At 43.8% G+C, this 15,368-nt stretch carries 12 protein-coding genes; 5 read left to right on the forward strand and 7 right to left on the reverse strand.

Going from position 1 to position 15,368, the window contains the following annotated elements; translation table 11 throughout:
- Window positions 1-268 precede the first annotated feature (268 nt).
- Window positions 269-1,480, reverse strand: a complete 1,212-nt coding sequence (locus ACS8E3_RS03370; RefSeq protein ID WP_439241213.1) for a carboxynorspermidine decarboxylase — start codon at window positions 1,478-1,480, stop codon at window positions 269-271.
- A gap of 199 nt (window positions 1,481-1,679) precedes the next feature.
- Here ACS8E3_RS03370 and ACS8E3_RS03375 point away from each other — a divergent pair, with 199 nt between their 5' ends.
- Window positions 1,680-2,345 (forward strand): DUF924 family protein, encoded by a 666-nt coding sequence (locus tag ACS8E3_RS03375; protein ID WP_439241215.1) that lies wholly within the window; start codon window positions 1,680-1,682, stop codon window positions 2,343-2,345.
- 48 nt (window positions 2,346-2,393) lie between these two features.
- On the opposite strand, the gene ACS8E3_RS03380 is transcribed toward ACS8E3_RS03375, so the two are convergent.
- The 4 genes from ACS8E3_RS03380 to lpxB form a co-directional block, all read right to left on the reverse strand.
- Window positions 2,394-3,686 carry a CAP domain-containing protein gene (locus ACS8E3_RS03380; RefSeq protein ID WP_439241218.1) on the reverse strand — a complete coding sequence of 431 codons (1,293 nt, stop codon included), beginning with the start codon at window positions 3,684-3,686 and terminating at the stop codon, window positions 2,394-2,396.
- Between the two features lie 111 nt (window positions 3,687-3,797).
- A complete protein-coding gene (locus ACS8E3_RS03385) occupies window positions 3,798-4,991 on the reverse strand; it encodes a CAP domain-containing protein (RefSeq protein ID WP_439241220.1) in 1,194 nt (397 codons plus the stop codon).
- 142 nt (window positions 4,992-5,133) lie between these two features.
- Window positions 5,134-5,997 (reverse strand): ribonuclease HII, encoded by an 864-nt coding sequence (locus ACS8E3_RS03390; RefSeq protein ID WP_439241222.1) that lies wholly within the window; start codon window positions 5,995-5,997, stop codon window positions 5,134-5,136.
- Between the two features lie 46 nt (window positions 5,998-6,043).
- On the reverse strand, window positions 6,044-7,297 hold the full coding sequence (gene lpxB, locus ACS8E3_RS03395; protein WP_439241353.1) for a lipid-A-disaccharide synthase: 1,254 nt from the start codon (window positions 7,295-7,297) through the stop codon (window positions 6,044-6,046).
- Between the two features lie 251 nt (window positions 7,298-7,548).
- Between lpxB and ACS8E3_RS03400 the strand changes: the two genes are divergently transcribed.
- On the forward strand, window positions 7,549-8,631 hold the full coding sequence (locus tag ACS8E3_RS03400) for a 3-deoxy-7-phosphoheptulonate synthase (protein WP_439241224.1): 1,083 nt from the start codon (window positions 7,549-7,551) through the stop codon (window positions 8,629-8,631).
- 78 nt (window positions 8,632-8,709) lie between these two features.
- Here ACS8E3_RS03400 and pepN read toward each other — a convergent pair whose 3' ends face one another.
- Window positions 8,710-11,361, reverse strand: a complete 2,652-nt coding sequence (gene pepN / locus ACS8E3_RS03405; protein ID WP_439241226.1) for an aminopeptidase N — start codon at window positions 11,359-11,361, stop codon at window positions 8,710-8,712.
- Window positions 11,362-11,544: 183 nt separating this feature from the next.
- On the opposite strand from pepN, the gene ACS8E3_RS03410 reads away from it, so the two are divergent.
- From ACS8E3_RS03410 to ACS8E3_RS03420, 3 genes are all read left to right on the forward strand, one after another.
- Window positions 11,545-12,249, forward strand: coding sequence for a DUF6231 family protein (locus ACS8E3_RS03410; RefSeq protein ID WP_439241228.1), 705 nt, complete (start codon window positions 11,545-11,547; stop codon window positions 12,247-12,249).
- Between the two features lie 241 nt (window positions 12,250-12,490).
- Entirely contained in the window at window positions 12,491-13,027 is a 537-nt protein-coding gene (gene pal / locus ACS8E3_RS03415) for a peptidoglycan-associated lipoprotein Pal (RefSeq protein ID WP_439241230.1), read from the forward strand.
- A gap of 174 nt (window positions 13,028-13,201) precedes the next feature.
- Entirely contained in the window at window positions 13,202-13,993 is a 792-nt protein-coding gene (locus tag ACS8E3_RS03420; RefSeq protein ID WP_439241232.1) for a 4'-phosphopantetheinyl transferase family protein, read from the forward strand.
- A 127-nt stretch (window positions 13,994-14,120) separates the two neighbouring features.
- Here the strand turns inward: ACS8E3_RS03420 and ACS8E3_RS03425 are convergent, their stop codons facing one another.
- Complete coding sequence (locus tag ACS8E3_RS03425) at window positions 14,121-14,966, reverse strand: hypothetical protein (RefSeq protein WP_439241234.1); 846 nt, start codon at window positions 14,964-14,966, stop codon at window positions 14,121-14,123.
- Between the last annotated feature and the right edge of the window lie 402 nt (window positions 14,967-15,368).

Below are 15,368 nucleotides of genomic sequence, written 5' to 3' on the forward strand. Positions count from 1 at the left end.
TCCTGCCGATGCCACAGAGGTGGCTATGCAAAACAGCAACAGATGAATGATGTGCATGAATTAAAAAGGAAGACCGAGGAAAACCCATACACCCGTAAGGCAAAAACTATGATTCTTTCAATAATTTTACCCAGCGCAATTATAACAATTTTTATCGTATCTTTTAGTCATAATTAGTGACTGTTAGTCGTCAATACTAGATTTATAGCTTCGTAGCTTTATAGCCTCCTAACCAGTAGCACAAATTAACGCGACTCAAATAACAGAGCTAAGACAAGCTTGCCTTATAATCCTGATAATCAAACTCACGTTGGATATCAATGCTGCCATCTAAGCGGCGAATCACAATGGCTGGCATGTTGACGCCATTGAACCAGTTTTTCTTGACCATAGTATAGCCTGCGGCATTAGCGAAGCTGATTTGATCGCCTATTTTTAGCTGATCTGCTAGCGGATACTCGCCAAAAATATCTCCTGCTAGGCAGGAACGGCCGCAAACAATAGTATTGTCTACCGCCTGCTGCTTAAAATTTTCCGCTACTGGCAGGATATCGATGGTCTCATCATTGATAGCCGCTATAGCCGCCGACTCTTGATAAATTAATAAATCGAGCATATGCGCTTCGATAGAAGCATCGACCACCGCGATGCTTTTTTCATTTTGCAACGTATCGAGCACCGTCGTTACTAGCGTGCCCGCGCTATGGATACTCGCCTCGCCTGGCTCTAAATACACTTGCACGCCGTATTTTTCGCTAAAGCCTTTTAACCTATCGGCCAATTTTTCTAATGGATAGTTAGGTGCAATAAAATGAATACCACCGCCTAGACTGACCCACTCTAGCTTTGCTAAAACATCACCAAACTTAGTTTCGATATCTGCCAAACTATCGCTAAACGCTTCGAAGCTATCATTTTCACAGTTGTTATGAATCATTACTCCGCTAATGTCAGTGAGCACCGCTTTAATTTTATCTTTATCATGCTCGCCCAAACGGCTAAAGGGGCGCGCCGGATCAGCGATAATAAAAGACGAATTGCTAGTCTTAGGATTCAGACGCAAGCCTACAGGAATGTTTTGTGCATAAGCTTGCTCTTTAAAAGCCGTGAGCTGCGAGATGGAATTAAAAATAATCTTATCAGCATAGCTCAATACTTCATCTATCTCATCACTACTATAAGCGACGCTATAGGCATGAGTTTCCTTATCTTGTGAGCTGCCAAACGTCTCAAAGCCTAAGCGCACTTCATTGAGTGACGATGAGGTAGTGCCGTGCAAGTAAGGCTGCATAGCATCAAACACGCCCCAAGTTGCAAAGCACTTGAGCGCTAGCAACGCCTTAGCTCCTGATAGCTTACAAAGCTTTGCAATAATTTGCATGTTGCTGACGATTGCGGCCTCATCGAGCAAATAGTAAGGAGTTGCCGGTAATTGAGACGACGATTTGGGAGTAGCTAAGTTTGGATTTACTGAGTTCATATAAGGTAACCTAAAGCAGATAAGCAAAACAGGTGAAATAGCATAGCGCCAAAAAATTAAAGTTGATGATCATTTATTGCGACTAATAATAAGGCATATATTCGCTTTTGCAAGCACAAGGGTCGCTACATTTTAACATCATGACCACAGCTACTATTTGGGTTATAGTAAGCTAAATTCATTACTAGGAGAATAGCTTATGTCACTCTCAACCGATTATTCTACAAGCGCTAGTCAAGCGAGTAATAATAAAATAAATGCTGCAGATATCAATCTACAACATATAGATGCTGATGCGCGTGCCGTGTTAGAATTTTGGTTTGCTAAAGACAACGAGCCTTACTGGTTTGAAAAAAATGAGGATTTTGATCAGCGTATTGAGTCAAAGTTTGGCAAAATTTGGCAAGCGGCCAAACAGGGTGAATGCGCTCATTGGCGCCGCGGTGACAATAAAGTCGACGCCAACAGCTCCATTACCAATCTAGCAGGACGTTTGGCTGAGATTATTGTCTTAGATCAATTCTCGCGTAACTTATGCCGCGGTGAGCCTTGTTCTTTTTCACAAGATGGCATGGCAGTGGTGCTCGCACAAGAAGCGATCAAGCAGCCGCATTTTGCTAGCTTACCGATGGAATGGCGACGCTTTACTATTATGCCGTTTATGCATTCTGAATCCTTAGCGATTCATCAGCAGTATTTGCCATTATTTGAGCGATTAGGTGATGTAAGCACTTTAGGATTTGAGCATCGTCATAAAGATATTATTGAGCAGTTTGGTCGCTATCCGCATCGTAATGAGACTTTAGGCCGAGAGTCTACTGATAAAGAAAAAGAATTTTTACAACAGCCCGGCTCTTCATTTTAGGCCCAGCTCAAAGGGCTAAGCTGACGACTAGGTTTTAAGCAAATGCCCTTATGAGTAATTCACCTCGCCTGTCATAAAACTAAACGACTGATGGATCATGCGCTGGTCGTTTATGATGACATCGAAGCTTACTTTATAGTCACTGTTGCCATGCAGGCCGCAGTTTTTTGCTTTTTTTATCATCGCCTGCTTTATGCTCGTCTCACAGCTAGCCACTGAGTCTGTGATAGGCAAGATAAAAGCCTCATTTTTGGGAAGCTCATATTCTGTATTCAGATAGGGGTCTGACTGATAATCGAGCACTTGCGTCGGTATCGTTGTCCCGCGCTGCGCATCATAAAAGCGGATATTAATAATTTGAATAGTGTTGGCTTTTGCCACCTTGATATAGACAGGCTGACCTATAGGATCAGTACTTAAGTTGCGGCCGGTATGCTGTACCGGATCTGGGGTTTCATTATAAAGGGCGGTTACAGTGCCAGTTACCCCTTGGCAAGGATAAGTCAAGATACCATTATAGCTAGCACCCACCGTGTCGGCTGTTGCTGCGGCGTTACTCACTAACACATAGCCTTGATTGTTGCGCACCTCTTTATCATAAGGTTTGTAGGCGACGACCGCCGTTCCCACCACTTTCGAGCTTGGCTGCATTAAAGAGCGCAGATGATAAGGCGCTGCAAGCAAGGATCTAGCCATCGAAGTGGTTACCGCCTCTGCGGAGAGTAGCTCACCTGCAGAGTGATAATACATACTCTGCGCAATATTTTCTGTAAAGCCATACTTTAGATTGGCGTAGCTGGCATTGAATAAGCGGTTTTTGATATCTAGGCCGCTATAATGTGGGTTGTTACTGCTAGTAACCGCTTGAATACCTTTAATTTCGTTTTGATAGTGCGGATAAAATAGTGTTGGCTGCGAATGAGTAAAAACATATTTGATATAGTTCGCATGGCCTAACGCGACCTTTTCAAGCTCAGCATCTGGCGATAAAGTGCCAAGACCACAGCTTCTTCTGGCTAAATTAAACTCTTTATTCGCTACAGCGGCGGCATTATCATTGTTATTGACGTTAATATTCTCATTACTATTATTATCTTGAGCGTTTTCACTTAAGCTTAGATCATTATCCTCATGAGCTAAAACACTCGTATCAGCTTGCTCCTCTCCTGCTATACCTAAGGTTTCAAACGCCTCCTCTAACTGCAAGTGTGCTATCACCGCTTTTATATCTTGGAGATAAAGTTCCGGTAGGTACGCTCTTTTCACCCCATCATAGGCAGGCATCAGCAATAGTAAAACCAGTAACATCACTGGCATTGTAGAAGAAGATCTAGCGGTCACTGACTACCCTTTTTGTCGTCAATTTTGTCGTCAATTTTGGTGGTTCGTTTTGGCTGTCAATTTTGGCGGTGCAAAGCAAATGAATTTAAACATTGCTTATTTAGACAGCGCCTAATAATTGACAGCGCCCGTTGTAAAGCTAAATGATTTGCTTTGAAAACCTTTATTATCGACTAGCACATCGAAGCTGACGCGGTATTCGCTGTTACCATACAGACCACAGTTGCCGCCTTTTTTTCTACCAGCTTCACAGCTTTGCAGATTGTCTGTCAACGGTAAAATAAAAGCTTCATTATCAGGCAGTCTGTTAGCAGTCGCTCTGTGCGGATCATTATCATAATCTAGCAAGCTAACAGGCACAGTGATTTGACGCTTGACATCATAAAATTCTATATTGCTGACTTTGATGCTTTGTGCGGCAGGTACATGAATATAAATAGGTTGCCCAATAGGATCGACGCGTAAATCGCGACCGGTGCCCTGTACCGGATTTGGGCTTTCGTTATAAAGCCCAGTGACCGTACCCTGAACCTCTTGACAAGGATAGGTAAAAATCCCTTGCGCCGTATCATTTGCACTCGCCGCGGTCGCGGCAGCATGAGTGACTAATACATAACCTTGGTTGTTTTTGTTATCTCTATTAAAAGGCTTGTAGCCGACCACCTCAGTTCCTACTACGCTTGAGCTTGCTCGCATCAGTGAACGCAGATGATAAGGCGCCGCTAGTAAAGATTTCGCCATTGAGCTGGCAGCATCATCAGCACTGATAAGTGCTCCTACAGAGCTGTAATAAATAGTCTGAGCGATATTTTCAGTCGCGCCGTATTTTAGATTCGCGTATTGAGCATTAGCCAGTCGATCGGAAAAACTAACCCCGCCAAAAAAAGGATTGTTTTGGGCAGTGACCTCAGCGATATCACTGATCTTATTTTCGTAATGAGGGTTAAAAACCGTTGGGGTACTATTAGCAAACACATGCTTGATATAACGACTATGCTGACTTGCAATATTAGCTAGTTGTTGATCCATTTGTAGTCCGCCAAGGCCACAGCTGGTACGAGCAATACTGAACTCATTGTTTGCGATCAGAACTGCTTGAGAATTATTATCTACTGGTGGAGTAGCAGTGACGGGTGGAGGAATAATCTGATCTTTATTGTCTGTTGTAGGTGGAATTGGTGGTGCTGGGTTAGCTGGCGGATTAGAGCTAGCCTCTGAACCGCTACCTCCGCCGCCGCAAGCGCTCAAAAACACACTGAAAAAAATAATAACGCCTAGATTTCTAGTTAACGATATTTGCGACATCAGCTATCCTATAAAGAGTTTGAGCATCATAATGAAGCCCTTCTAACAAACTATAAATGCAAACTAAGCTAGTTTCAATCACAAACTATTGTTTTATCGACTATTATTTAAAACGTATTGAGTTATAACAATTCTACTTAGGCTATTTAGTAGCACAGCTAAGCGCACTATTTACCAGTGCTTTGCAAATAGGTCCAAAACTGCGGCGGTGCTCAGCTAGCACGCCATGTGTCTCGATAGCTTGCAGGTGCGCTTTGGTCGGATAGCCTTTATGCTTGGCAATACCATACTCAGGATGCTTACTATCTAAGGCATACATCGTCTGATCACGGCTGACTTTGGCTAAGACACTAGCCGCCGCTATACTGGTGTGCCGTGCGTCCCCTTTGACCCAAGCTTGGCAATCAATAACAGATGAGGATAGTCCAAATTCAGCTAACCTAGCATAATCCAATTCAGAGTAGCGATTGCCATCGAATAACACCTCAACTTGCCTTGTTTGGACATTAGCAACATTGGTAGCCACTGCTTCTAGCAGACCTTCGGTACATAAGCGCATACCGAGCATCGTTGCTTGTAAAACATTCAGCTGATCTATGACTGCCGCTGGAATATCAGCAATGATATAGCCAAGCGCGTACTGCTGCACTAAAGGATAAAGCGTATCGCGCTTTTTTTCACTGAGCTTTTTGGAGTCGGTCAGGATAGATAAAGGCGTGTCTCTTAGCGGTTGGTTTTCGATAAGATCTGACCAGATATTCGGTAGAATAGCCGCCGCAACATGGACACTCCCTAATAAAGGCCCACGCCCCGCCTCATCAATGCCAATTTGTAGCGTTGGCAAGATTTCACTTTGCGCCGCTAGCGCTGGATATTCAGCCGCGAGTTGTAGCAGATGCAGCTGTCCGGTTAACTTTATAGGGGCGGCTAAAGACGTATATTGACCTTTAATATTGATGTGCTCAATACCAGTGTCGATAGGCAGAACTTGAAAATCAATACTCATTTTATATCACTGAAATTAATTTATATTACTAGGACTTAAGGCGCTATTAGACTATTTCATTGCGAGCGGTATGCGCTCTCGTTTGTGCAAACCACTGCTCGACTACACTATTGGCAGGATCGTGGTTGCTTTGCTGCTGCAAATCCCGCTTGGTCGCTAGTAAATTGTGTAGCTGTTCGTCATAAGCCCGCGGCTGTAAAAGCTTAGTCAGCGTACGGCAAATATTCTCGCCTGTCGCTTGCTCTTGAATGAGCTCAGTGACTATCATCTCTCCGGCTAAGATATTAGGTAGCGCCACATAAGGAACTTTGACCAAGCGCTTAGCAATCTGATAAGTCAGCTGATTAAGCTGATAAATGACCACCATAGGACGCTCTAGGAGCATCGCCTCAAAAGTAGCGGTACCTGAAGCTAATAACACAATATCAGAGGCAGCCATCGCTTGCTGACTGAAAGTCGGCTGACTTTCATCATAGACAACGGCGATAGCGGCGCGCAGTGGTTCAGAGCGTTTATCTATCACCTCTTGTACGATATATTGATGGTTTTGATCGACAGTCGGAATAATAAAACACAGCTTAGGATCGACTAATAACAGTTTTTGCATCCCATCGAGCATCAACGGCAAAATAGCGGTAATCTCACCGCGACGCGACCCTGGCATCACACAAATTAGCTGACTGACTGCATCGAAGCGCTCGATAAAGAACTGCTGTAGCCCGTCATTTTGCCAAACCAGCTCACTACGCAGCTGATTGGTCGGCGTCTCTATCAGCGCAGCATCGAGCGTTCTGAGTAGCGGATGGCCCACGCATATCGCCGGATGGTTGTAGCGCTCATAGACGGGCAACTCGAATGGAAATAAGCAAAGCACCAAGTGAGTCGCCTCCTTGATACCATGGATACGCGACTCGCGCCACGCCCAAATAGAGGGACTGACGTATTGTACACAAAATACCCCTTTCGGCTTGAGCTTCTTAGCAACACGTAGATTAAAGTCAGGTGCATCGATACCAATAAACCAATCAATCTTAGCATCAACAAAGGCGGTCAAAAGCTCACGACGCGCTTTAAATAAGTCAGATAATTGTGCGACAACTTCGACCAAACCCATTACAGCTAGCCGCGATAAGGGAAACAGACTTTGTAACCCCTGCGCTTGCATTTTTGGTCCGCCAACCCCGACCCAGACGATATCACCACGCAAGTTATTCATCTGCTGCATAAAGTCTGCCCCTAAGCTATCCCCCGACACCTCGCCAGCAACTATCCCTATGATCAATGGCGCTAATGATGGCACTGATGATAATGCCTGATCATCTAAGGGAACAATCTGTTCAGAAGCTTCAGTAGGCTTAGCAAAATGAGTCATGACAAACCTTTAATGTTGATAAAAATAAAGAGAAACATAATCATAAAAAAACAAGTATAACAAAATTTTGGTTTTCACATTCCAGTTATCAGTCAATTAACTGCAAGGCTACCCTTGTCAACGAACACTTTTGACCTCATAATGAATATTCCTACAAATCAGCTAGATGATAGATACCCATGACAACAACAGCTACCCACAACGCAGATATTGATGACGTGAATATTGAACAATTCATCCCTTTAGTCACCCCCGCTGAGCTAAAAACTGAGCTACCCCTTACCGATGCCGCCTATAGAACCGTACTAAAAGGCCGTCATACGATTCAAGACATCTTGGATGGTAAAGACAAGCGCTTGTTTGTGGTTATTGGTCCTTGCTCTATTCACGATATAAAAGCCGCTCACGAATACGCCGATCGCTTAGCTATATTGGCCAAAGAGGTCGAAGATAGTATATTTGTAGTGATGAGAGTCTATTTTGAAAAGCCGCGTACCACTGTGGGCTGGAAAGGCATGATCAACGATCCTGATATGAATGACAGTTTCGATATCGAAAAGGGTCTGCGGAGCGCTCGTAAGCTGTTGATCGATCTCAATGAGAAAGGCTTGCCTTGTGCTACCGAAGCGCTCGATCCGAATACGCCGCAGTACATGCAAGATCTCATCAGCTGGTCAGCGATTGGCGCGCGTACTACTGAAAGTCAGACGCATCGCGAGATGAGCTCAGGCTTATCCTGCCCTGTCGGCTTCAAAAACGGCACCGATGGCGGTATGACAGTCGCTGTCAACGCTATGCAAGCGGTCAAAGCAGGTCATAGCTTTTTAGGCCTATCTGCTGATGGTAAAGTGTCTATTATTAAATCTAAAGGCAACCCTTATGCCCATGTCGTATTACGCGGCGGCAATGGTAAGCCGAACTATGATGAAACTGCAGTGGCAGAAGCTGAAAGCCAGCTTGAGAAAGGCAAAACTAGCACGAAGATTATGATTGACTCAAGCCATGCTAATTCAGGTAAAGATCCGTATTTGCAGCCGATGGTCATTAATAACGTCGCTGAGCAAATTCAAAATGGCAACAAGTCTATCATCGGTATGATGATTGAGAGTCATCTAAAAGGTGGCAATCAAAAGCTCACCGCTGATCTCAGTCAGCTTGAGTACGGCAAGTCTATCACTGATGGCTGCTTAGACTGGGATAGTACTGTGACCGCTCTTCATGAGCTTCGTGATGCGGTAAAAGACATACTACCTAACCGATAGTTACTAATATTACTGACACTCAACCCAAAAAAAGCTCATCTTATTAGATGAGCTTTTTATTTTCTGCTAGGCTTGCCATCAAGCAGAAACATCTGCCGCACTGAGCACACTATCTAATGTCTCTAATACATTCTTCGAAGATACTTGCTGCTGCAAAGCCACAAGCTCATCTTCTGCCAGTTGCCGAGTTGGCTCTACTAGCGTATACCAGCGCGCTAGCACTTGTAACAAGCGAGACGCCAACACCGGGTTGGTGCTATCTAACGACTTGATAACCCCTGTAAAGATAGACAAGCCCTCAGCGGTCCAAAATACTGTCGGCTGCGAGGTAAAGGCGCTAATCACCGAGCGTATCCGGTTAGGCGTGTTCCAGTCAAAATCATCATGCACCAATAAAGCTTTAATATCTTGTGCGGTGACATGAGTGCTCGAGGCTTGCACGCTAAACCATAAATCAATGACCAAATCATTGTCTTTAAAACGCTGATAAAAGTCTGCTAAATATTCATTCGCATTTGCAGCTTGATGATTGACCATCGCTTTTAGTGCACCGAAGCGTTCTGTCATACAGCTGGCATTATCATATTGCTGCTGTGCCCACTCCCCTGCGCCAGTTACGTTAGCGGTTAATGCCATATCTAACACTACATTACGTAGGGCACGCTGAGCAAGCGCTTCTGGCGTATCTGAGTAAGGCTGCATTGGTAGCTGCTCATACAAGGCCGTCCACTGATCTTTGAGCGCCTGCGCCACTTGACTATATAAACCATCACGCTGCTGTTTGACCACTTTAGGATCGTAGTCTTGGTGTATGGCTGAAGCCAGCTCCTGCGCCGATGGAATATCGAGCAGACGCGCCGCTAGCATGGCATCACTCGCTGCCAGCTTAGGTAAAGTCTTCGCTAAAGCCTGCAAATAGATATCAGGGCTGCTTTTTTTATTACCTTGAATATTGAGCAAGATACGATTGACTAGCATTTGCGTCACTTGCCATTGATTAAAGCCGTTGGTCTCATGCTCAAGTAAAAACGCTAAATCTTCATCTTGATAGTCGTAGTTGAGCTGCACCGGCGCACTGAAATCACGCAGCAAGGAAACCACTGGCTCTTGTGCAACATTATCAAAGCTAAAAGTCTGCTCTGCCTGATCAAGCATCAGCATACGCTCGCTGATGATAGCGCCTGAATCTTTGTCAAATAACGCAGTCGCTACTGGTATCGGTAGTGGCTTTGGCGCCGCAAATCCTGGTACATGGCGCGTCTGTTGCTGTAGATGAATCGTCAAAGTCTGGGTGTCACTATCATAGTCTTGATGACCAGATACTACGGGCGTACCGGGCTGGCGATACCAGTCGATAAAGTCCTCAATCCTACTATCAGTAACACTTAGCGCTGATAAAAAGTCTTCAACCGTTACCGCTTGCCCATCGTAACGGCGGAAGTATTCATCAGTACCTGTGCGAAAGTTCTCTGCGCCCAAAGTATTAGCAAGCATCCGTACGATTTCAGCGCCTTTTTCATACACCGTCGTGGTATAAAAGTTATTAATCTCCACAAAGCTCTCAGGGCGTACCGGATGCGCAAGTGGCCCTGCATCCTCACTAAACTGATGCGCGCGTAAGGTGGCGACGTCATCAATACGCTGCACGGCGCTTGACTGCTGATCGGCTGAAAAGGACTGATCGCGGTAGACCGTAAGCCCCTCTTTTAAACACAGCTGAAACCAATCGCGGCAGGTAATACGGTTACCGGTCCAGTTATGAAAATACTCGTGAGCGATGATCGCTTTGACACTGAAGCTACGCGCGTCCGTAGTCGTCTCAGGGCTTGAGAGCACACAAGCAGTGTTAAAGATATTGAGGCCTTTGTTCTCCATCGCGCCCATATTGAACTGACTGACCGCCACTATCATATAGCGGTCCAAATCATAAGCACGGCCGTAATTGACCTCATCCCAGCGCATCGAGTCTTTTAGGGCTTGCATACCCACATGACATTTCTCAATGTCATCGCTTTTAGCGTAGAGCTCAAGCAAGACCTCGCGTCCCTCACTAGTAGTATAGCTATCACTTAACACTTCTAAATCAGCAATGACGCTGGCGAATAGATAGCTGGGCTTATTGGTTGGGTCGTGCCAAATCGCATAATGACGATTGCTATCTTCGGCGACTTCACCAGCTTCGATTAAATTACCGTTGGCAAGTAAAGTTGGAAAGCGCTTATTCGCCTCAATGCGCGTGGTGAATACTGCTAGCACATCAGGGCGATCAGGATAAAAAGTAATCTTGCGAAAGCCCTCAGGCTCACACTGAGTCACAAACATGGTATCGCTACCACTACCCGCTATATACAGACCTTCAAGCGCGGTATTAGTGTGCGGATAAATACGCACTTGCAGCTGCAAAGTCAGCTTAGCTGGAGCATCGGTAATGATAAGCTTGCCGTCAGCTTGCTGGTAGCGCTCATCAGCAAGTGTTTGACCGTTGAGTTTAATAGCTATCAGCTCAAGATCCTCGCCATAGAGGACTAAGTCGCCATCGCTTTGCCGCTGCATCACCAAAGTGCTATCGACGATGGCATTATCATCAAACAGCTGAATATCTAAATCGACCGTTTCAACATCGAAGCTGGGTGGCTTATAGTCTTTTAGGTGGATTTTACTGGGAATGTGCGCAGGGACATCAGGCATGTCTGCATTGATAATGTTGGCATCGGTTTGGGTCGTTGACATTGATCATCCTACTATTTTTATAAAGAAAACAAAGACTAGTGATAAGCTATTTTTGTACCGCTTGCTTTAGCTTTTAGCACACTCTTTAAATTAAGTTTGATTCTGCTACGCTTTAACGCTACATTGGCTTGAATACGTAAATTTCAAGAGCAACCTCACAGTTTCATCACTTTGGCGCCCTTTATGAACACTACTCCCAATCTTGCTGCTGTTAACCCTTCTCCCCTCACCCTGCCTTTACTAATCTCTTATACTCAAGCCCTTCTGCCATCACTGTATCAAGCGACTGCTGATACTGATACCAATACTGAGGTGAAAAACAAAAGCAATCAGCCGATTAAGATGCTATGGGTAGTAGAAAACAGCCAGGAAGCAGAAAGTCTAAGCCGACAGCTACAAAATAAGCAAAAGACTCCAGTTAACACTGATAGTGATACTGATAAGGAGCCAAGTGAGGCGAATAGGGTTGCAGATAGTAGAGACACTGATATTAAAATAAGTACTTTAGCTGAGCTTAATAACCAATATAACCCGCAGCGTTATGAGCTTGCCTGCTTTTGGCTACCTACTCTCTCAAAAGAGCAGCTACCGCAATTTACCCCTATCATAATGCGCTACCGAGACTTATATGCCGCCCATCTACTACTCGCTATTGATAACAGCTCAGATCTACGAGCCTACGGTTTTACACCATTTAATATTTTAAATGACCAACCCTTAGATACGGCTATAAAAACATCGGCTTCTGATGCGTCTAGTGATTCACTGGTCGCACAACCCTCCCTATCCCTTTGGCAATTTAACCTTTATGATTACAAACGCTTGCCGAATTGGTTAAATAATAAATACTGGGCTAATCCTGAAAATTGGGATAAGCATCGTTGGTAATCACAGGTAGCAATTGCTTAAATAAAATTGCGGCTTATTACAACCAAACTTGATAAAAGTTAGAATATATATTTTTTGAAAATAAATTATCAGACACATACTGTAATATTTACCGAACCTTGATATTATTTACAGTAATGCTACTTACACAACGTAACATTGATTTTATGATAAACGTCAATTGCTTAAGTTTCTTGTAAAATATTTAAAACAACAAATTAATTATATTTAGGAGCTTCAAATGTCACAACATTCTATTTTTAATAACCGTTTTGCCAAGATTAGTGCTTTGGTAGTCTTATCTAGTGCTGTGGCCTTGACCACAGGTTGTGCTACCAAGCGCGCCACTTCTGAAGTGGTAGTGGCACCCTTAGGCATCCCTGGTGGTCAAGGGGCTTATACAGGCGCAGTTATCGTTGATAACCAAGTAGGCGTAGTCAATGCTGCAGAGAACATGCAAGCTGTGGTATATTTTGCGTTTGATAGTAGCGAAATCACCGCACAGTCTGCTAGCGTACTCAATCAACATGTCAGCTTACTAAATGCAAATCCAGGTACGCAAGTGCTAATCGCTGGTCATACTGATGAGCGCGGTAGCCGTGAGTATAACATCGCTTTGGGTGAGCGCCGTGCACAAGCTGCGCGTAACTACTTAGCAGCACAAGGGGTCGCCGCTAATAATATCCGTGTGATTAGCTACGGTGAAGAACGCCCTGCGGCAGCTGGCAACACTGAAGAGGCTTACGCATTAAACCGCCGTGCTGAGCTGTCGTATTAATAGCCCTTGCTAGCGTATTTGTGATTCGTTCTCTGTTTTGAGTTTGGCCCAGTAATATAAGTATTACTGGGTTTTTTTATAGTTTAAAAAAGCTTAGCTAACGAGCTTTGCGCTTACCCGTTGACACCTGCCATACTAGTACTCTTATGATTATTGATATTGTTACTTCACCTTATGATCTTACTTAATAATATCCACTATACCCAGCTCACTGCGACCCACTATTGTGCTATTGGTCGCTTAGGAGCTACTGTCGCTCAATTATGGATAAATTATTCGACTGCCCTCACTCCTTTAGCTTTATCCGCTAGCAGCCTCGAGAATAAAGCGCTGTCTTTACAGACATTTTATTTAGTCCAACACTCTCATAACCCACTTGCCAATGACTCCTCTTCACTAGATTCTGCACAACAAACCCTAGCAAACAAAAAAGTTAAGCGCCAAAGCCAACGTACTGGCGTGCGCTTACTTTTAAATAAGTTGTTAGTTGAGCTCGGTATAATTGATACGTTAGACGAGTCAGCATTTCCCTATCGACTCAAAAATCATCGCCATTATGTGTGTTTTAGTCATTCGGCAGATAGAGTAGCCGTCGCTCTGAGCTATGATAGCGCTATCGGCATAGATATTGAGGTCAATAGCGTAGCTTGGCAAGTCGCCAAACGCTTCTATCATCCTGATGAAATTGCTCTGCTAGAGCAACTTCCTGTCGCTAAACGTGATTATTTGGTTAGGTTACTTTGGCAAGTCAAAGAAAGCTTAATAAAAATCAATCAAACGGAGCTAACAGTAGGTTTAGGTAGCGCTTATGTCCCACTGATCCAAACACTTATTGAACATAATAGCGCAGATAATAATATTCAGAATAATACCTCCTCTACTAACGAGATGTTTATTGAGCTGCACCGAGACGCTGTGCACAAAATAGCTTATATTTCAAACCATCAGATTATAGTGGTATTCTGATATAAGACAGCATTCGCTTTACTATTCGACTATTCAATATTCATATAGCATTTAGGGAATTCAAAACACAAAAAAAAGCGACCCAAAGGCCGCTTTTTTATACTATTAAAATAGCTCAACTATCGAACTAGAAGCGGTAAGTTGCACCTAGTTTAACGATTGGTAACCACTCTAAGTAGTCTTCATCTTCTAATTCTTGTTGGGCTTTGTTAGCAACACTAGCTGAGTTTTCGCCTGTTAAGTTGCCATCTTCATCTCTAATGAAACCATTAACACCGCCAACCGTACGGACATCCGCATTCGTTGAACCTAAATATGCTGCACCAATCTCACCGAATACACCAAAGTTATTAGTGATGTTTGGACGGAAGCCGATAGTCGCGTAAGGCGCTAGCTTGTTACGATGGTCGATGCTACCTTCTAACGAACCGACATCATTAGCATCATATCTTACGCCGTCAATTTTATAGTAACCACCTTCAGGGTTGGCTTTTACATCAAGACTGTTGTCCGGTACGATAACACCAGCGCCCATAGTGAACCAGTTCGCTGCTGGACGCACCTGAACACCTAAGTAAGGGTTACTAAAGTCAGCATCGACATCATACTCAACATCGTTAGCGTCAAAATCACCACCGAATAAATCAGCTGGATCACCACCTGCCCAACCAGCTTGTAGCTCAACTTTATCGTTGATACCCCATGCAACGTTAGCACCATAACCTAAAGTACCGACTTCAGCACTAACCGCTGCTGGATTGATAGCAGTGTTAAATAAAGTTTTGGTAGTACCGACTAGAGCGCCTGTCGTGTTACGAATGATACCCGCATCTTGGTTATACTGATAAGCAGGAGTTGCTGCTTCATATACCACTGCATCATTGTCATCTACGACAACAATTGGGTCAGCAGCCATAGCAGCAGTTGAGGCTAAAATAGCGGCAGATACCGCTGTAAGTTTAATAAGTTTCATCATTAATCTCCTAAAAATATGAAATAGCTTGCCCACAGTGAATGACGACTTAGCATTTTTACAAACCATCATTTTGTTGAGCAGATTAAAACAATTTTGACTCTAAAAGTCATCCCCTAAGAAGCGCTTTTTGTTTGCCATTATGTAAAGATTACGTAGGTATTGTAATTATTACCGTTACACTCTGTCATAAAGCGCATTAGTGTTACAAGATGTGTTCAAGAGAATTATTAGTGTATCAATAGCTTTAATAAATAATGGCTAATGCCGTTGACCTTTAACATTTAACATTAGCTGTATTAAGTAGCACTTTAAAGTAAGTAATACTATAAATTAGTGCAACATTCGACAACCACAAATAACCAATAAATAAGCCATCGACAAGCTTAAAACTATTAAGCA

The organism is Psychrobacter sp. 2Y5 (assembly GCF_051847375.1).
Lineage (GTDB): Bacteria > Pseudomonadota > Gammaproteobacteria > Pseudomonadales > Moraxellaceae > Psychrobacter.